The 17,723-nt window shown below is 72.2% G+C and carries 16 protein-coding genes; 9 read left to right on the forward strand and 7 right to left on the reverse strand.

Going from position 1 to position 17,723, the window contains the following annotated elements:
• The gene (locus tag OKJ99_RS38265) at nt 1-2,202 is read right to left on the reverse strand and encodes an acyl-CoA dehydrogenase (RefSeq protein ID WP_326023029.1); all 2,202 of its coding nucleotides are present in this window, start codon (nt 2,200-2,202) and stop codon (nt 1-3) included.
• Nucleotides 2,203-2,469: 267 nt separating this feature from the next.
• On the opposite strand from OKJ99_RS38265, the gene OKJ99_RS38270 reads away from it, so the two are divergent.
• The 6 genes from OKJ99_RS38270 (at nt 2,470) to OKJ99_RS38295 (ending at nt 8,762) form a co-directional block, all read left to right on the forward strand.
• Nucleotides 2,470-4,203, forward strand: a complete 1,734-nt coding sequence (locus tag OKJ99_RS38270; RefSeq protein WP_326023030.1) for an MFS transporter — start codon at nt 2,470-2,472, stop codon at nt 4,201-4,203.
• 97 nt (nt 4,204-4,300) lie between these two features.
• Nucleotides 4,301-4,798: a GNAT family N-acetyltransferase gene (locus tag OKJ99_RS38275; protein ID WP_326023031.1), complete on the forward strand. Its 498-nt coding sequence runs from the start codon at nt 4,301-4,303 to the stop codon at nt 4,796-4,798.
• A 115-nt stretch (nt 4,799-4,913) separates the two neighbouring features.
• Nucleotides 4,914-5,579: a class I SAM-dependent methyltransferase gene (locus OKJ99_RS38280; RefSeq protein ID WP_326023032.1), complete on the forward strand. Its 666-nt coding sequence runs from the start codon at nt 4,914-4,916 to the stop codon at nt 5,577-5,579.
• Nucleotides 5,580-5,601: 22 nt separating this feature from the next.
• Entirely contained in the window at nt 5,602-6,630 is a 1,029-nt protein-coding gene (locus OKJ99_RS38285) for an N-acetylmuramoyl-L-alanine amidase (RefSeq protein ID WP_407700844.1), read from the forward strand.
• Nucleotides 6,631-6,758: 128 nt separating this feature from the next.
• A complete protein-coding gene (locus tag OKJ99_RS38290) occupies nt 6,759-7,625 on the forward strand; it encodes a hypothetical protein (protein WP_326023033.1) in 867 nt (288 codons plus the stop codon).
• 126 nt (nt 7,626-7,751) lie between these two features.
• Nucleotides 7,752-8,762, forward strand: coding sequence for an LLM class F420-dependent oxidoreductase (locus tag OKJ99_RS38295; RefSeq protein ID WP_326023034.1), 1,011 nt, complete (start codon nt 7,752-7,754; stop codon nt 8,760-8,762).
• A 24-nt stretch (nt 8,763-8,786) separates the two neighbouring features.
• Here OKJ99_RS38295 and OKJ99_RS38300 read toward each other — a convergent pair whose 3' ends face one another.
• Nucleotides 8,787-9,302 carry a hypothetical protein gene (locus OKJ99_RS38300; protein WP_326023046.1) on the reverse strand — a complete coding sequence of 172 codons (516 nt, stop codon included), beginning with the start codon at nt 9,300-9,302 and terminating at the stop codon, nt 8,787-8,789.
• A 164-nt stretch (nt 9,303-9,466) separates the two neighbouring features.
• Between OKJ99_RS38300 and OKJ99_RS38305 the strand changes: the two genes are divergently transcribed.
• Nucleotides 9,467-9,763 (forward strand): hypothetical protein, encoded by a 297-nt coding sequence (locus tag OKJ99_RS38305; protein ID WP_326023035.1) that lies wholly within the window; start codon nt 9,467-9,469, stop codon nt 9,761-9,763.
• 55 nt (nt 9,764-9,818) lie between these two features.
• On the opposite strand, the gene OKJ99_RS38310 is transcribed toward OKJ99_RS38305, so the two are convergent.
• From OKJ99_RS38310 to OKJ99_RS38320, 3 genes are read right to left on the reverse strand one after another with little or no spacing between them, the layout of a single operon-like run.
• Nucleotides 9,819-10,892: a prenyltransferase gene (locus OKJ99_RS38310; protein ID WP_326023036.1), complete on the reverse strand. Its 1,074-nt coding sequence runs from the start codon at nt 10,890-10,892 to the stop codon at nt 9,819-9,821.
• A complete protein-coding gene (locus tag OKJ99_RS38315; protein WP_326023037.1) occupies nt 10,889-11,629 on the reverse strand; it encodes a class I SAM-dependent methyltransferase in 741 nt (246 codons plus the stop codon). Before OKJ99_RS38315 ends, OKJ99_RS38310 begins: the two co-directional genes overlap by 4 nt.
• Complete coding sequence (locus tag OKJ99_RS38320; RefSeq protein WP_326023038.1) at nt 11,623-12,960, reverse strand: glycosyltransferase family 4 protein; 1,338 nt, start codon at nt 12,958-12,960, stop codon at nt 11,623-11,625. The genes OKJ99_RS38315 and OKJ99_RS38320 overlap by 7 nt, the downstream gene beginning before the upstream one ends.
• 177 nt (nt 12,961-13,137) lie before the next feature.
• Between OKJ99_RS38320 and OKJ99_RS38325 the strand changes: the two genes are divergently transcribed.
• Together OKJ99_RS38325 and OKJ99_RS38330 are read left to right on the forward strand one after the other, a co-directional pair.
• On the forward strand, nt 13,138-13,758 hold the full coding sequence (locus tag OKJ99_RS38325; RefSeq protein WP_326023039.1) for a TetR family transcriptional regulator: 621 nt from the start codon (nt 13,138-13,140) through the stop codon (nt 13,756-13,758).
• Nucleotides 13,759-13,893: 135 nt separating this feature from the next.
• A complete protein-coding gene (locus OKJ99_RS38330) occupies nt 13,894-14,478 on the forward strand; it encodes a response regulator transcription factor (protein WP_326023040.1) in 585 nt (194 codons plus the stop codon).
• A gap of 9 nt (nt 14,479-14,487) precedes the next feature.
• Here the strand turns inward: OKJ99_RS38330 and OKJ99_RS38335 are convergent, their stop codons facing one another.
• Together OKJ99_RS38335 and OKJ99_RS38340 are read right to left on the reverse strand one after the other, a co-directional pair.
• Nucleotides 14,488-16,221, reverse strand: coding sequence for an ABC transporter ATP-binding protein (locus OKJ99_RS38335; protein ID WP_326023041.1), 1,734 nt, complete (start codon nt 16,219-16,221; stop codon nt 14,488-14,490).
• Nucleotides 16,218-17,723, reverse strand: a 1,506-nt coding sequence (locus OKJ99_RS38340) for an ABC transporter ATP-binding protein (RefSeq protein ID WP_326023042.1), incomplete at its 5' end; no start/stop codon positions are given. The genes OKJ99_RS38335 and OKJ99_RS38340, both read right to left, overlap by 4 nt.

A 17,723-nucleotide genomic window follows, 5' to 3' on the forward strand; every position in this document is an offset into this window, starting at 1 on the left:
CTAATCCCTCGGCAGACCCAGGATCCGCTCCGCCACCACGTTCAGCTGCACCTGTGTCGTGCCGCCGGCAATCGTCAGGCAGCGCGACAGCAGGAACCCGTGGAGTGCCCGCTCTCCCGGGCCCTCGCGGAGCGCCCCCGCCGGGCCGAGCAGTTCGAGTGCCAGCTCCGCGATCTTCTGCTGGTGCGGCGTCTGCACCAGCTTCCGTACCGAGGCGCCGGCGCCGGGCTCCTCCCCTGCCACCTGGAGCATGGTCGTACGCAGACCGATGCAGCCGAGCGCGTGCGCCTCCGCCGCGAGGGCGCCGATGCGGGCCCGGTACGCCCCGTCCAGGTCACCCGCCCGGGCGAGCAGCGCCTCAAGGCCCGTGTCGAACGTCAACTGGTCGGCCATGTGCACCCGTTCATTGCCGAGCGTGTGCCGGGCGACCCGCCAGCCGTCGTCGACCTCGCCGACCACGGCGTCGGCGGGCAGCACCACGTCGTCGAAGTAGACCTCGTTGAAGAGGGAGTCGCCGGTGATCTCGCGCAGCGGCCGGATGTCGATGCCCTCGGTGTTCTTCATGTCGAGGACGAAGTAGGTGAGGCCCTTGTGCTTGGGCGCGTCCGGGTTGGTCCGGGCGAGCAGGATGCCGTGGTCCGCCCACTGCGCGGCGCTGGTCCACACCTTCTGCCCGTTGATCCGCCACCTTCCGTCGGGCATCCGCTCCGCCTTCGTACGCAGCGAGGCGAGGTCGGAGCCCGCGCCCGGCTCCGAGAACAGCTGACACCACAGCGTCTCGCCGCGCAGGGTCGCCGGGAGATGACGGTCGCGCTGCTCCTGGGTGCCGTACGAGATGAGGGAGGGCACGACCCATGTGGCGATGCCGAGGTCGCTGAGCTTCACCTCGGCCGCCTTCAACTCCTGTTGCACAGCGAGCTGTTGGACTGGTCCCGCGCCGAGGCCGTACGGGGGTGGAAGGTGCGGTGCCGCGTACCCGGTGGGCGCGAGGGCCCGGCGCGCGGCCTTCGGGTCGAGGCCCCGCGCCTCCTCGATGACACCCCGGGCCGCCTCCCGGTGCCCGTCCGCCTCGGCGGGCAGCGCGAACCGCAGCTCGCGGCGCACGCCGGACTCGGCGAGCCGCACGGCGCGCAGCCGGTGCGCGTCCCCGGCGCCGAGCAACTGGCGGGCGACGACGGCCCTGCGCAGATAGAGGTGGGCGTCGTGCTCCCAGGTGAAGCCGATGCCGCCGAGGACCTGGATGCAGTCCTTGGCGCAGGAGTACGCGGCGTCGAGCGCGGTCCCCGCGGCGAGCGCGGCGACGAGCCCGCGCACGTCCTCGCCCTCGTCCTCGCCCTCGTCCTCGCCCTCGTCCTCCTCAAGGGCCCGCGCCGCGTCCCACGTCAGCGCGGCCGCCTGTTCGACCCGCACCAGCATGTCGGCGCACAGGTGCTTGACGCCCTGGAACTGGCCGATGGGACGCCCGAACTGCTCGCGCACCTTGGCGTGTTCGGCGGCGGCGTGCAACGCCCAGGCGGCGGTGCCGCAGGCGTCGGCGGCCAGCAGCACGGCCGCCAGATCGCGCACGAGGGCGCCGTCCACGGCGAGGACCCGGTCGGCGGGCACGACGACACCGGACGCCGTGGCTTCCACGGTGGGCCGGGTGGGGTCCCCGCTCTCGTGCACGCGCACGGTGAGGCCGGAGGCCTCCGCGTCGACGGCGAACCACACCACCCCGTCGGCGCTCTCCGCCGCGAGCACCAGCAGATCCGCGTCGGCGCCGGTGAGGACGGGCGGCGCCGCACCGTCGAGCACGAACCCGTCGGGGCCCGCGACGGCGCTGAGCCCGCCGGGCCCGAACGCGACCGCGCCGATCCGGTCCCCTTCGGCGAGGGCGCGGGTGAGCTCGCGCCGCCCGGCCCTGCGCAGCACTTCGGCGGCGAGCACGCTGCCGACGAACGGCCCGGGCAGCGCCGCGCGCCCCGCCTCCTCCACGACCACCGCGAGATCGAGCAGGGTCCCGCCCCCGCCGCCGTACGACTCGGGGAGGTGCACCCCGAGGAGGCCCTGCCCGGCGACACCGTCCCAGTAGGAGGGGCGGCGGCCGGGGGCGGCCGGGGCGTCGAGCAGCTTGCGCACCTCGTCGGGCGGTACGGCGCGCGCGATCCAACCGCGCACGGCGTCCGCGAGTTCCCGCTGTTCCTGCGTGATGGCGATGCCCATGCGGCGCACGGTAGAACACGTTCCAGTAGACCGGAAGAGCAAATCTGACACCGAGTCAGAAACAAGCGTTCACCCAGCAGTGACGTAATGAAGAGGTAAAGGATTCCGCTCGTACGACGACCGTCGGAATAGTCGCCCCAGCCGACCGGTTCGACATACACACAACCTGCCCGCACACCGACCGCACAACGCGCGCCCCGACCCCGGTGGCGCGCGTTCGCCGTCCCGAATATGGGGACCCAGACCGCCTTCCGGAGGCCTTTCTTCATGTCCCAGCCGACGACTCAAGCCCGCCCCTCAGGCGGCGTCGTCCCCGTCCTCGCCTTCGCCGGCATCACGGTGGCGGTCATGCAGACGCTGCTCGTGCCGGTGATCAAGGACCTGCCCGAGCTGCTGAACACCGCCCCCTCCAACGCGACCTGGGTCATGACCTCGACCCTTCTCGCGGGCGCCGTATCGACCCCCATCATGGGCCGCCTCGGAGACCTGGCCGGCAAGCGCCGGATGCTGCTCACCAGCCTCGCGATCATGGTGATCGGTTCCCTGATCTGTGGCTTCACCGACAACCTCATCGTCATGATCGCCGGCCGCGCGCTCCAGGGCTTCGCCATGGGCGCCATCCCGCTGGGCATCGGCCTGATGCGCGACATGCTGCCGCGCGAGAAGCTCGGCTCGGCGATGGCCCTGATGTCCTCCTCCATCGGTGTCGGCGGCGGACTCGCCCTGCCGGCGGCAGCGCTCGTCGCCCAGCACGCCGACTGGCACGCGCTGTTCTTCGGCGCGGCGGGCCTCGGCGTCGTAGCGATCATCCTCACCGTCGTCTTCGTCCCGGAAAGCCCGCTGCGCGCGCGGGGGACGTTCGACGTCGTGGGCGCCCTCGGCCTCACCCTCGGCCTCATCCTCTTCCTCCTGCCCATCACCAAGGGCAGCGACTGGGGCTGGAGCTCGGGCACGACGCTCGGCCTGTTCGCCGCGGCGCTCGTCGTCCTCCTCGCCTGGGGCGCGATGGAACTGCGCCTGAAGGCCCCACTGGTCGACCTGCGCACCACGGCCCGCCGCGAGGTCCTGCTCACGAACCTCGCCTCGATCATGGTCGGCGTCGCCTTCTACGCGATCTCCCTGGTCCTCCCCCAGCTGCTCCAGCTCCCGAAGGAGACGGGCTACGGCCTCGGCCAGTCGATGGTCGTCGCGGGCCTGTGCGTGGCGCCGCTCGGCCTGACGATGATGCTGACGGCGCCGGTCTACGCCCGGCTCTCCGCCGCGTTCGGCCCGAAGGTCACCCTGCTCCTCGGCCTGCTGATCATCGCGATCGGCTACGGCGCGGGCCTCGGCCTGATGAGCGCGCCCTGGCAGACCATCATCATCTCGGTCCTGGTCGGCGCGGGCATCGGCCTCGCCTACTCCTCCCTCCCCGCCCTGATCATCGGCGCGGTGGACGCGTCCGAGACGGGCGCGGCCACCGGCCTCAACACCCTGATGCGCTCCATCGGTACGTCGGTGTCCTCCGCGGTCATCGGCATGGTTCTGGCCAACACGGCGAACCACGTGGGCGGCGTCGCCGTCCCGACGATGCACGGCTTCCGCGTCTCCTTCCTCATCGCCACGGCCGCGGTCGCGCTCGGCGTGCTGCTCGCGTTCGGCCTGCCCGGCCGTAGCAAGCCCACCGTCCAACTCCGCGCCAGCAGCGAGGAGGATGCGGTGCTCGACCGCGTGGAGGAGGCGCTGGACGCCCAGTTCCACGGCCGCGTCCTCGACCCGGCGGGCCTGCCGGTGCCCCGCGCCAAGGTCACCCTGATCGACCGCCGCGGCCGCCAGGCGGGCTCGGCCCTCACCGACACGGAAGGCGCGTACGCCCTCACGGTCCCGGCGGGCGGCTCCTACGTCCTCGCGACCACCGCCTCCGGCCACGCCCCACGCGCCTCGGCCGCCACCCACCACGGCGAGAACCGCCCGGTCCGCGTGGACCTGGCCCTGGAGGCGCTCGCGGAGTCGGTCCGGTAGCCGTCTTATTCGGTAGCCCCCTTATCCGTAGCCCCCTTATTCGGTAGCCCTCTTATTCGGTACTCCGGTCCCCGCACCGCCAGTACGCTCGCCCCTCATGAGCTGGCTACCCGCGGACTTCGTCCACCCCACCCACGTCCCCGTACCCGGAACCGCCCTCCACCTGCGGCCGATCCGGGAAGCGGACGCCGCGATCGACTACCCCGCGGTGATGGGCTCCCGCGAGCGCCTGTGGGAGACCTTCGGCCCGGCCTGGGGCTGGCCGGCGGAGACCATGACGTACGAGGCGGACCGCATCGACCTGCTGCGGCACGAGAAGGAGATCGCGGCGCACCAGTCGTTCAACTACGCCCTGCTGAACGAGGAGGAGACCGCGCTCCTCGGCTGCGTCTACGTCGACCCGCCCGAACACACCGGCGCGGACGCCGAGATCGCCTGGTGGGTGGTCGACGACCTCGCCGGCGGCGCCGACGAGCGCGCGCTCGACGCGCTCGTCCCCGAGTGGATCGCCGCGGACTGGCCGTTCCGGCAGCCGCGTCACCTGGGCCGCGACATCAGCTGGCAGGAGTGGCTCGCGCTGCCTCCGGTCCCGTAGGAGGGGCTAGGAGGGGGTGGGACTGTGACGTCGTCCCACGGAAATATCGTGGGACGACGTCACAGTCCCACCCCCTCCCACCCCGGCCCCGCTCACGTAGGGCAAAGTGACCGCCATGAGCATCACAAGCCGCAGCCACACCCCCTCCCCGGACGTCCTCGCCGCCTTCGAGGCTGCCAAGGGATTCATGCCGCGCGGTGAGGGGCTCGCGCTGTACGGTGCCGCCGTCGACGCCGGGGCGCTCGGGCTGCCGCTCCTCGAAGTCGGGACGTACTGCGGGCGGTCCACCGTCCTGCTCGCCGACGCCGCGCGCACGGCCGGGGTGACGGCGCTCACCGTCGACCACCACCGGGGCAGCGAGGAGCAGCAGCCGGGCTGGGACTTCCACGACCCGGAGACCGTGGACCCGGCGGTGGGGTTCATGGACACCCTCCCCACGTTCCGGCGCACGCTGCACGCGGCGGGCCTGGAGGACCACGTGGTCGCGCTCGTCGGGAAGTCGCCGCGGGTCGCGAAGGTGTGGGGCGGGCCGCTCGGGCTCGTCTTCATCGACGGCGGCCACACGGACGAGCACGCGAACGCCGACTACGAGGGGTGGGCGCCGCACGTCGCCGACGGCGGGTACCTCGTCATCCACGACGTCTTCCCCGTGAAGCACGACGAGTGGACGGGGCAGGCGCCATACCGCGTGTACCAGCGAGCACTCGCGTCCGGGGCGTTCACCGAGGTCTCTGAGTGCGACTCGCTGCGCGTCCTGCGCCGAAGTGGCGCAGGGATCTGAGCTCGCGGTTAAGGTCAGAAACGTGTCGTATGTAGGTCCGGAACCCGATGGCTTCGATCCCGATGGGTGGGACGGCCGGGGCGGGGCGCCACGCCGCCGCTTCGGTGGGCGTCCCGTGCTCGTCACCTTCGCCGCGCTGGTGCCGACGGCGCTCGCGGCGTGGCTGGTCTGGCAGGTCGTGAGCGGGCCGGGTGAGAGCGAGCCGCCGAAGGTGCTGCCCGCGCCCGGCCAGTCCTCGACCGTCTCGCCCTCGCCGCAGGACGGGACGGCCTCGACGAGTCCGGCGCCGTCGAAGTCCGAGGAGCGGTCCGCCTCGCCGTCGAAGTCGAAGGCGTCCAAGGCGTCCAAGGCGCCCGCGAAGCCCGCGGGCGGCTCAGGACCCCTCAGGGGCAAGGTCGTCGTCATCGACCCCGGCCACAACCCGGGCAACTTCCAGCACGCGAGCGAGATCAACCGGTCCGTGAACGTGGGCAACGGCTCCAAGGAGTGCGACACCACCGGTACGTCGACGAACGCGGGCTACACCGAGGCCCGGTTCACGCTGGACGTGGCGAAGCGGATGCGGACGACCCTTGAACGGCAGGGCGCGACCGTCCAGTTGACCCAGGACGGGGGCCGCGCGTGGGGGCCCTGCGTCGACGAGCGGGCCCGGATCGGCAACAGCGCGAAGGCCGACGCGGTCGTCTCCGTCCACGCGGACGGCTCGGGCGAGGGCAACCGCGGCTTCCATGTGATCCTTCCCGCATCCGTGCGCGCGGGAGCCGCCGACACCACCCCGATCGTGAAGCCCTCGCGCGACCTCGGCGAGCGGATCGCGGGCAATTACCTGAAGGCCACGGGCCAGGCCCCGTCGAACTACGTCGGCGGCGGCACGGGCCTCGACACCCGCAGTGACCTGGGAGGACTCAACCTTTCCAAGGTTCCGAAGGTCTTCATCGAGTGTGGCAACATGCGGGACTCACAGGACGTCGGGCGACTGACCTCGGGCGCGTGGCGGCAGAAGGCGGCGCAGGGCATCTCTGAGGGAATCGTGAGTTTCCTCGGCGGGTAACTGTCACCCTATGGATCTCGGCAGACACTCCCCGGACCCGGGCGATAGTGTCCTCCGTAGGGTGTGGGGCCACCCCTGCGCTTTGCGCCGCCTCCACCGATGACCGGACGACTGACGAAGGACTTGAAGTGAATATCCGCTCCCTCACTCGAGGCGACGGCGTGGTGATCGGAGCAGCGGTATTGCTGTTGATCGCCTCGTTCCTCGATATCTACTCCCTCGACGGGGCGCCCGACAGCGTCGACTTCCCGAACTCCTGGGAGAGCGGCCCGCTTCTCATGAGCGTGGTGCTCGCGGGCATCATCGGCGCCGTGCTCATCGTGGTCAGCCGCGGTACCGCGCAGCCGCGCAAGGTCGCGGGGATCGACCTCGGCCAGTTCGGCATCGCGGCCACGGTGCTGGCGGCGTGGGCGGCGCTCGGCAACGTCTTCGACCCGCTGGGCGGCGCCGACAACGGCGGCAGTGCCGCCAACACTCCGAGCGCCGGCATCGGCCTCATCCTCAGCCTCGTCGCCACGCTGGTCATGGCAGCCGCCGCGATCGCGACGCCGCTGGTCCCCGCCCTCAAGGGTGCCCTCCTCGGTGCCCCGCGCCCGCAGCAGCCGCAGCCGTACGGCGGCCAGCCGCAGCAGGGTTACGGCTACCCCGGCGCCCAGCAGCAGCCCGGTGGCCCCGGCCAGCAGCAGCCCTACGGTGCGCAGCAGCCCGGTCCCGGTCAGCAGCAGCAGCCCTACGGCGGTCAGCCGCAGCAGGCCGGCGCCCCGGCGCCGCAGGCCGCCGCGCAGCCGCAGGCCGCGGACTTCTCGCCGTTCTGGTTCGCCGTGCCGGTGCCGCGCCCGCTCTTCGCGGAGGACGGCTCGCAGGCGCAGATCGCGGAACTGGCGCCCGGTACCTGGTACTTGGCGGTCGAGCAGCGAGGCCCCGGCCTCGTCGCGCAGACCCAGGACGGCCGCCGCGGTGTGCTCCAGGACACCTCGGGGATCCAGCGCGGCTGACCCGATTCGCCTTACGGGGATCAAAGCAGTTCAAGGCCCCTCGCCCGTCTTCCGGGCGAGGGGCCTTTCGCGTACAGTCGCGCACCGTAGCAGTGAACTGACGGTTCATCAGATATGGGGGCGCGCATGCGGCTCGGGATCGCACTCGGCTACTGGGGGCGAGGGCCCAACCCGGATCACCTTCAACTCGTGCGCGATGCCGAGGGGTTGGGGTACGACTCGGTGTGGACGGCGGAGTCCTGGGGAAGTGACGCGTTCACCCCCCTCACCTGGTTCGCGGCGCACACCTCGCGGATCCGGCTCGGCACGGCGATCGCGCAGATGGCCGCCCGCTCCCCCACCACGACCGCGATGCACGCGCTCACCCTCGACCATCTCTCGGGCGGCCGGATGATGCTCGGGCTCGGCCTGTCCGGGCCGCAGGTCGTGGAGGGCTGGTACGGGCGCCCGTTCCCCCGCTCCCCGCTCACGGCCACCCGCGAATACGTGGACGTCGTACGGCAGGTGCTGCGGCGCGAGGGGCCCGTCGAGGTCGACGGGCGGTTCCACTCGCATCCGTATCGGGGCGAGGACGGGACCGGGCTCGGCAAGGCGCTGAAGCCCATCACGCATCCCCTGCGCCCCGATCTGCCGATCCTGCTCGGCGCGGAGGGGCCGAAGAACATCGCGCAGACCACGCGGATCGCGGACGGCTGGCTGCCGCTGTACTGGTCGCCGACGCGGACGGACGTGTACGAGGCGTCGCTGGCCGAGCTGCCCGACGACTTCACCATCGCCCCGATGGCGCGGGCCAAGGTCTGCGACGACGTCGCCGAGGGGCTGCTCCCCGTGAAGGCGATGCTCGGCTTCTACATCGGCGGCATGGGGCACGCGACCCGCAACTTCCACGCCGACCTCATGGCGCGCATGGGGTACGAGGCCGAGGCCCGGCACATCCAGGACCTGTTCGCCGAGGGGCGCAAGGAAGAGGCCGTGCTGGCCGTGCCGGACGCGTTCGCCGACGAGATCTCGCTCGTCGGACCGCGTGAACGGATCGCGGAGCGCCTGGAGTTGTGGCGCAAGGGCCCGGTGACGGATCTGCTGGTCCTGTCGCCCGACCCGCACACGATGCGCGTGCTCGCGGAGCTGAACTCGTAGACCGACAGGGCTCTCTACAGGGCCCTATGAGCCCTTCGTAAGCTGTGAGGCCGAGGGAACCTTGTTCGTCACGTCGGCACCCGCGCTCTTGCCCGCGTCCTTGACGCCGCTGATGACCTCGTCGAAGGAGGAGGTCACGTCACCGAGGCCCTCGCCCTTGCGCAGCTTGGTCGACAGTCCCTTGAGCGACGCGATGCCGGCCGACAGCGGCCCGACCGCCTTCGAGAGCGTCGGGTCGCCCTTGGCGTTCTTCACCGCGGCGTTCAGCCTGTTGTACGTGAACGCGCCCGCGAGGCCCGCCTTGACGAGCGCGAACCTGCGGCCGTCCGCGCCGGCCTTGAACTTGCCCGCGCGGTACGGCTTCACGATCCACTGGTACGTGGCCCCCGCGGCGAGCCCCGCGTTCGCCGCGAACCGGGTCTTGGCGAACTTCTGCTTCTCGGCCTTCGTGGTGGCGCTCGACGACGCCTTGGTCGCGGACGCCGAGTCGCTGTCGGAGCCGCACGCGGTCGCGCCCGCGAGCAGCGCGCCGCACAGCATCAGGGCCGTGAGCAGGCGCCGTACGGGAAGAGAGGAACGGGTTACCACCGACTACCTCCGTGGCTGAAGGGCACTCGTGGCAGCGTGACCCGGCCGCTGCGCGTGCGCCACTTGAGGAAGCCCGTACGGGTTTCGCCGGGGCCGATGGGGAAACCCGGATCGACATGTCTGCGAATCGGCATTACCGAGGGACCAACGAGGCCGCCCGGACCGTGGCGATCGTCGCCGATGCACTGGCCGTGATCCTCGGCCTGTGGATCCTGATGTACCTACTGGACGCGAACCGCGGCAACGACCTGGTCCAGGTCGTCCACGACGTGTCCGCGTGGCTGGCCGGCTGGTCCCATGACCTGTTCACCTTCGATGCGGCCTGGGCCCGCGTGGTCGCCGGCTACGGCCTCGCGGCCATCGTCTACCTCTTCGTCGGCCACGCCGTCGCGAATCGGCTGCGCCGGTACTGAACCGGCGGTCGGCTCGTCGCCAACCGACTGCGCAGGTACTGAACCGGCGGTCGGCCTACGCGCAGCAGTCCGGTTCGACGCCCGTCGGGAGCAGGCCGCCGCCGAACACGGAGCACGTGGCGTCGTCGCCGCCGAGGGCGGCTACCGCGAGCAGTACGGAGCCCGCGGTCCACGTGGTCAGTTCCTCCGGCCAGATCGCCTTGTCGTCGAAGACGTAGCCCGTCCAGTACAGGCCGGTCTTCGGGTCGCGCAGGTGCTGGATGTCCTGGAGGATCTCCAGCGCCCAGTCGGAGTCGCCCATCGCCCAGAGCGCGAGGGCGAGTTCGGCGCTCTCGCCGCCGGTCACCCACGGGTTGGGGACCACGCAGCGCACGCCGAGTCCCGGGACGACGAAGGTGTCCCAGTCGGCCTGGATGCGGGCCTTCGCGTCGGCTCCGCGCACGGCGCCGCCGAGGACCGGGTAGTACCAGTCCATCGAGTAGCGGCCCTTGTCGAGGAACCGCTCGGGGTGGCTGCGGATCGCGTGGCCGAGCGCGCCGAGCGCCAACTCCCAGTCGGGTTGCGGCTCTTCGCGCTCGTCGGCGATGGCGAGCGCGCAGCGCAGGGCGTGGTGGATGGATGAACTGCCGGTGAGGAGCGCGTCGTTGACGGACGTGCCGTCGGGTTCGCGCTTCCAGCCGATCTGGCCGCCGGGCTGCTGGAGGCGGAGCACGAACTCCGTCGCCGCGCACACGGACGGCCACATGCGGTCGAGGAAGGCGTCGTCACCGGTGGAGAGGTAGTGGTGCCAGACGCCGACGGCGATGTACGCGACGAAGTTGGACTCGCGGCCGTGGTCCGTCACGTCGTGCGGGTCGCCGTCGCGGTAGGCGGCGTACCAGGAGCCGTCCTCGCCCTGGTGCCTGGCCAGCCACTCGTAGGCGCGCTCGGCGGCCTCGTGCTCGCCGGCCACGTCGAGCGCCATGGCGGCCTCGGTGTGGTCCCACGGGTCGAGGTGGTGCCCGCGGTACCACGGGATGGCCCCGTCGGCGCGCTGCACGGCGAGGATCCCGGCGACGGTCTGCGCGGCCTGATCCGCCGTCAGTACGCCGGGGAGTACGAGGAGTTCGGTCCGCTCGGGGCTGCTCACTCAGCGGCCCCGGCGGCCTTCGGCAGGTGCGGCTTCGTGGCGTACGCGACGAAGCTCTTGCCGACGACGGGGTTGAGGAGTCCCTCGGCGACCCGAGTGAGCGCGGGCTTCTTCATGATGTCCCAGACCAGGAGCTTGTGGTACGCCTTCACCGGCAGCGCCTTGTCGTTGTCCACGCCGAAGGCGCACTTGAGCCACCAGTACGGCGCGTGCAGTGCGTGCGCGTGGTGCGTGCCGTACGGCTTGAGGCCCGCCTCGCGCATCCGGCCGAGGAGCTCGTCGGCCTTGTAGATGCGGATGTGGCCGCCCTCGACCTCGTGGTACGCGTCGGAGAGCGCCCAGCACACCTTCTCGGGGCCGTAGCGCGGCACGGTGACCGCGATCCGGCCGCCCGGCTTCAGCACGCGCACCATCTCGGCGAGCACACCCTTGTCGTCGGGGATGTGCTCCATCACCTCGCTGATGATGACGACGTCGAACGACTCGTCGGGGAAGGGGAGTTGGAGCGCGTCACCCTCCATGGCGGTCGCGGTGGCGCCCGCGGGGGCCTCGCCGGCCTCCTCCATCGCGGCGAACCACTTGGCGACCTCGGCGATCTCCTCGGTGTTCTGGTCGAGCGCGACGACCTGCGCCCCGCGCCGGTAGCACTCGAACGCGTGCCGTCCGGCCCCGCACCCGAGATCGAGGACGCGGTCGCCCGCGGCGAGCGGGAAACGGGTGAAGTCGACGGTCAGCACGTGGCCCTGCTTTCCTGGGGGGTTTCGGTGACAACTTCGGTGCGTGCGGGGCGGGTCGGCCGCGACCCGGCCGCCATTGCCTCGCGGTAGAGCTCGGCGGTGCCCTGTGCGGCGCGCGCCCACGTGAAGCGTTCCAGGACGCGGGTGCGGCCGTCCGCGCCGAGCCGGGCGCGCAGTTCACGGTCGCCGAGCAGCCGGCCGAGGGCCGCCGCGAGCGCGCCGGGGTCGCCGGTGGGCACGGCGAGGCAGGTCTCGCCGTCGCGGCCCGCGACCTCGGGGATCGCGCCGCCGGTGGTGGCGACGAGCGGGGTGCCGGTGGCCATGGCCTCGGCGGCGGGCAGCGAGAAACCCTCGTAGAGGGAGGGCACGCAGGCGACCTGCGCCGAGCGCACGAGGTCGACGAGCTCCTGGTCGCTGATGCCCTTGACGAACTCGACGGCCCCTTCGAGCCCGTAGCGCGCGATGGCCTGCGCGACAGGCCCCTCCTCGGGCCGCTTGCCGACCACCACGAGATGCGCGTCCGGCTGCTCGGCCCGCACCTTGGCGAGCGCCTCGACGAGGAAGACGAGCCCCTTGAGCGGCACGTCGGCGCTGGACGTCGTCACGATCCGGCCCGGCACCTCGGCAACGGCCGGGTCCGGCGAGAACAGGTCGGTGTCGGCGCCGATGTGCACGACGTTGATCCGCCCGGGGCGCACGCCGAGGTGCTGGACGATCTCGTCGCGGGACGTGCCGGAGACGGTGACCACGGAGGGCAGCCGGCGCGCGACCCGCTTCTGCATGCGCGTGAACGCGTACCAGCGGCGCTTGGACATGCGCTGCCGCCAGTTCTCGGCGGCGTCCAGCTCCAGCTGCCGGTCCACGGTGATCGGGTGGTGGATGGTGGTGACGAGCGGGCTGCCGATGTCCCCCAACAGTCCGTACCCGAGCGTCTGGTTGTCGTGCACGATGTCGAACTCGCCGCGTCTTGCCCGCAGATGACGGCGGGCGCGCAGCGAGAACGTCAGCGGCTCGGGAAACCCGCCGGTCCACATGGTGCCGACCTCGAGCGCGTCGACCCAGTCGCGGTACTCGGCGCGCTTGGGTGTACGAAAGGGGTCGGGGCTGCGGTACAGGTCGAGGCTCGGCAGCTCGGTGAGCGAGAGCCCCTCCAGGGCGGCACCGTCGACGGTCTCGTCGAGCACGGGGTACGGCTGGGAGCCGATGACCTCGACACGGTGCCCGAGCCGGACCAGCTCCCGCGAGAGGTGTCGGACATACACGCCCTGACCACCACAGAACGGGTTGCCTTTGTACGTGAGGAGAGCGATACGCAACGACTCCGCGGTCACTCCAGGCCACCCTTCTTCCTGCTTGCCCGTGGACACTACGTGGGGACGCTAATCTAGAACAAGTTTCAGACTTGATCGTTCAAGAGCATCGAATCTACCGGCTGGTAGCCGGGCCGTAAGTGGTGGATCAGGTGATTCACGCCACGGCGGGCTCCACGGGACACGGAAAGCTTTCTGATGACAGCTCCGGACGCGAGAACCACCACCCGCACGACCCCCGCGCTCACCGAGCGTCAGGAGGCCAGGCGCCGCCGGATCCTGCACGCGAGCGCGCAGCTCGCGGCGCGCGGCGGCTTCGAGGCGGTGCAGATGCGGGAGGTCGCCGAGTCGTCCCAGGTCGCGCTCGGCACGCTGTACCGCTACTTCCCGAGCAAGGTGCACCTCCTGGTCGCCACCATGCAGGACCAGCTCCAGCACATGCACACGACGGTCCGTAAGCGGCCGCCGTCCGGCGACTCCCCGGCCGAGCGGGTCGCCGAGACGCTGATGCGCGCCTTCCGCGCGCTGCAGCGGGAGCCGCATCTCGCGGACGCGATGGTGCGGGCGCTGACCTTCGCGGACCGCAGCGTGAGCCCGGAGGTCGACCAGGTCTCCCGGCAGACCACCGCGATCATCCTCGACGCGATGGAGCTCGACGACCCGACCCCGGAGCAGTTGTCCGCGGTGCGGGTCATCGAGCACACCTGGCACTCCGCGCTGATCACGTGGCTCTCCGGCCGGGCATCCATCGCCCAGGTCAAGATCGACATCGAGATGGTGTGCCGGTTGATCGATCTGACGACGCCGGCCGCCGACTGAGACAGGGCGTCCGACAATATCGACGGTGTTGGCCAGTTCCGCCCATCCCTCTACGGGGAACCCGCCGCTTGAATTGTTTCCGCACTCAAGGACTGGAGGAAGCGACCGGAGCGGCGCTTCATGGGAGGGGTTGACGTGACCCGCGTACTTCTCGTGCACGACTCCTGTCTGATGCGTTCGGCGCTCGCCGAACGCCTTGCCAGGGAACCGGACCTGGAGGTCCACCACACCCCATGGCGCGGCGCGCCGCGGCAGGTGGGTGCCCTGCGGCCACAGATCTGCGTGGCCGACCTCGAATGCGAGCCGGCCTACGGAATTCCGCCCCTGGGTGAACTGCGCTGCTCCTTGGTGGTGTTGGGGACGCCGACCCGGCCTGGCCTGCTGCGGCGGGCGATGGAGGCCAAGGCGCTCGGCTACGTAGACAGGGCCGGTCCGGTGGAGCGGCTGCTCGCGGGCATCCGGCACGCCGCCCGCGGGGAACGTTTCATCGACGAAGCCCTGGGCTTCGGCTTCCTCAAGGCGGCCCAGAACCCGTTGACCCGCCGGGAGTTGATCGTCCTCTCGCTCGCCGCCGAGGGCGCGCCGGTCGCCGAGATCGCGCGCCGTCTCCACCTCTCCAGAGGCACAGTCCGCAACTACATGGCCGCGATCACCCGGAAGATCGGCGCCCGCAACCGGATCGACGCGATACGAATCTCCCAGGGTGAGGGGTGGCTGTAGGCCGCCGCCCTACGGGGACGTGGGCAGCGACGGGCGCCGTGGGGCCTCCCAGATGCCTGCCAGGTCGCGGTAGAGCGGCGAGCGGTCGAGCAGGTCCTCATGGCTGCCGCAGACGGTGCGGCGGCCGTCCATGACGAGGACGCGGGCGGCCCGCCGGGCGGAGCTGACCCGGTGGGCGACGACCACGAGGGTGCCGCCGGGCCGCGCGGCGAAGGCCCGTTCCGCGCGGGCCTCCGCCACCGGGTCGAGATGGCAGGTGGCCTCGTCGAGGACGGCGAGCGGCGCACGCGCGAGCCAGGCCCTGGCCAGCGCGATCAGCTGTCGCTCCCCCGCCGACAGGGCCGCCGGGTCGACCGGGGCGTCGAGGCCGCCGACGCGTTCCAGGAGCGGGGCGAGGCCGATCGCCTCGGCGGCGGCGTGCAGCTCGCCGTCCGGGACGGGGTCCGGGCGCAGATAGCCGAGGTTGGCGCGGAGACCGCCACCGAACACATACGCCTCCTGCGGAATCAACACCCTCCGCTCCACGGCCTGTTGGGCGCGGGCGGGCACCCCGCACACCCGGACCTCCCCCGCTCCGGGTACGAGCAGCCCCGCGACGAGCCCGGCGAGCGTCGACTTTCCGACCCCACTCGGCCCGACGACCGCCAAGTGGCCTCCCTGGGGGACGGTCAGGTCAAGACCGTCGACCACGGGCGCGGCGCCGGGACCGTAGGCGAAGGTGAGGGCGGAGATCTCCAGGGCGGGGGCAGGGGTGGTCGGAGCGGGTGTGAACGCCCTTGCCAAGGTGGGGCGTTCGCCGGTTTCGTACGGATCCGTCAGTCGGCGCAGCACGACCACGAGGCGGGAGCCGCCGACGCCCAGGCCGTGGACCAGGCTCTGCAGGGCGGGCAGCAGGGACTGGGTGACGTACGCGATGGCACCCACCAGGGCCCCCGGTGTCACACCGCGGTCGAGGGTCCAGGGCGCCGTCGCCAGGATGAGCAGGAGGGGGAGTTGGCCTCCGACGGCGAGGGCGACGACCCGTACGACGGACCAGCGGGCCAGCGTGGTCGACGTGCGGCGGCCGGCGTCGATCACCGTGCCCGCGGACGCGGCCGTCGGCTCCTCCGCACCGGCCGCCGTGACGTCCCTGAGCCCGGCGCACACCGCGCCGAGCCGGGCCGATACGGCCTCGTCGGCGGCGAGGAACTCCTCCTGCCTGCGGGCGAGGGGGCGCAGCGTGCCGAGGAACAGGGCGACCCCCGCGGTTAGCGGCGGCGCGACCACGAGGAGCAGCGTCGGGGCGAGCGAGAACAGGCCGACCAGGGCGCCGGTCGCGGTGACGACGAAGGTCCTGGCCACCATGATCAGTCCGGCGAAGGTGTCACGGGCGATCTCCACCTGCTGGGTGAGGCGCGACACCGCTCCCCCGTCGCCGTCGCGGACCCCGCGCTCGACGACCTTCTTCAGGAGCACGTCCCGTACGGGTTCGACCAGTTGGGCGACGGCGGCATAGACGCGAGCCGTGCCGAGGGCGCCCGCGAGCACGCCGACCGCGGCGCCGCCGAGCCACAGCAGCCCCACGCCCGCCTGCCCGGCGAGGAACCCGTCGTCGAGGGCGCGGGCGACGGCGTAGCCGAGGAGGAACGTCTGCCCCGCCTCCAGGACCGACCAGGCGGCGAGCCGGGCGAGCACGGCGCGGCGGCCCAGGAGATAGCGGGCACCGCGCCGGTACGTGCCGTGGGCCGTTCCCGCGCGGGTCATGCCTGCTCACCGCCGCCGCCGTCGCCGTCGTCGCCGTCGTCGCCGTCTTCTTCGGCCGCGAAGACCGCCCGGTACTCGGGCTCCGCCCACAACCGCGCATGCGGGCCGAGCGCGCGGATCCGGCCGCCGTCCAGCCAGGCCACCGCGTCAACGCGGGCGGCGGTCGTGGCGCGGTGGGCGACGACCAGTCGGGCCGTGCCCGGAGCGTGCCCCAGCAAGGCGGTGGCGATCTCGCGTTCGGTGAGCACGTCGAGGCTGGACAGGGCGTCGTCAAGGACGAGAAGTCGGCCACCGTGCGCGAACGCCCGTGCCAGACCGAGGCGTTGGGCCTCGCCGCCGGACAGGGGCGCGTCCACGCAGGGCGTGTCGTAGCCCCTGGGCAGCCGCCGCACGAACCCGTCGGCGTGGGCGGCACGCGCGGCGCGGACGATGTCGTCCCGGGCGCGGGGGGCGGGGCCGAGGGCGATGGTGTCGGCGAGCGTGTCACCGAGCAGAGCGGGCCGCTCGAAGGCGTACCCGATCGCGCGGCGCAGGGCGGCGCGGCCGAGGTCCGGCAGCGGGGTGCCGTCGAGGAGAACGACCCCCTCGTCCGGGTCGGCGAGCCGCCCCGCAAGCGCGGCGAGCACCGACTTGCCCGCACCGGACGCGCCGACCACCGCGAGCGTCGCCCCCGCGGGCACGGCGAGGTCGACACGGTCGAGCACGGTTCGCCCCGCGTGCCGCACAGTGACACCTCGGAACTCCAAGTGCCCCTCTCTGGATGGGAGTTGACTGCCCGAGTGCGCGGGCGGCCCGGCCGCGAGTTCGGCGCGTCCGTATGCCACCACCGGCGCGTCCAGAGCCTCGCCGAGACGGCGCCCCGCCGCCCGGGCGCGGGTCAGGCCCGCGATGTCACCGACGAGGACGCCAACTCCGGTGGCGAGCACCACGTAGCGCGAGGCGGCCAGCAACTCACCGACCGACAACTTGTGTTGGAGAAGGAAGACCCCGGCCGTCGCGAGCACGGCGATCTGCAGCAGCGGCGCCAGGGCCACCGCGCCCGCGCTCGCCCGGCCCTGCACGCGCCACATCCGGTGGCCCTGGCGGGCGAGTTCGGGCAGCGGCTCCAGGATCCGTACGGTCTCCCGGTCCGCCGTGTGCGCGGCGGCGATGGTGCGGGCCCCGCCGATGGCCTCGGTGAGGCGGGCCGCGATGTCGCCCTGGGCCCGCAGATACGCCGCGACGCAGTCCGACGAGGCCCGCGCGAAGGCGCGCAGCAGCAGCGCGAGCGCGGGCGCCCCCGCGAGGAGGGCGAGGGCCAGCCACGGGTCGATGAGCCCGAGGGCGAGGACGGCTCCGGCCGGCGTGAGGAGGGTGGCGAGCAGGGCCGCACCGATCGCGGGGGCGGGTCCCGCCTGCCCGGCGCCGCCGACGAGCCGCGCGACCGCAGGAGGAACACGAGCGCGAAGCCCGCGAGGCCCTGGTGCTCGGCCTTGATGTGGAAGTCGGCGGTGGGCGCCTTC

Source organism: Streptomyces endophyticus (assembly GCF_035798155.1).
GTDB classification, from domain to species: Bacteria; Actinomycetota; Actinomycetes; order Streptomycetales; family Streptomycetaceae; genus Streptomyces; species Streptomyces endophyticus.

Bases quoted from the DNA above. Each gene is read 5' to 3' on its own strand.
- OKJ99_RS38265 (WP_326023029.1), bottom strand. From the start codon at position 2,202: ATGGGCATCGCCATCACGCAGGAACAGCGGGAACTCGCGGACGCCGTG.
- OKJ99_RS38270 (WP_326023030.1), top strand. From the start codon at position 2,470: ATGTCCCAGCCGACGACTCAAGCCCGCCCCTCAGGCGGCGTCGTCCCC.
- OKJ99_RS38275 (WP_326023031.1), top strand. From the start codon at position 4,301: ATGAGCTGGCTACCCGCGGACTTCGTCCACCCCACCCACGTCCCCGTA.
- OKJ99_RS38280 (WP_326023032.1), top strand. From the start codon at position 4,914: ATGAGCATCACAAGCCGCAGCCACACCCCCTCCCCGGACGTCCTCGCC.
- OKJ99_RS38295 (WP_326023034.1), top strand. From the start codon at position 7,752: ATGCGGCTCGGGATCGCACTCGGCTACTGGGGGCGAGGGCCCAACCCG.
- OKJ99_RS38300 (WP_326023046.1), bottom strand. From the start codon at position 9,302: ATGCTGTGCGGCGCGCTGCTCGCGGGCGCGACCGCGTGCGGCTCCGAC.
- OKJ99_RS38305 (WP_326023035.1), top strand. From the start codon at position 9,467: ATGTCTGCGAATCGGCATTACCGAGGGACCAACGAGGCCGCCCGGACC.
- OKJ99_RS38325 (WP_326023039.1), top strand. From the start codon at position 13,138: ATGACAGCTCCGGACGCGAGAACCACCACCCGCACGACCCCCGCGCTC.
- OKJ99_RS38335 (WP_326023041.1), bottom strand. From the start codon at position 16,221: ATGACCCGCGCGGGAACGGCCCACGGCACGTACCGGCGCGGTGCCCGC.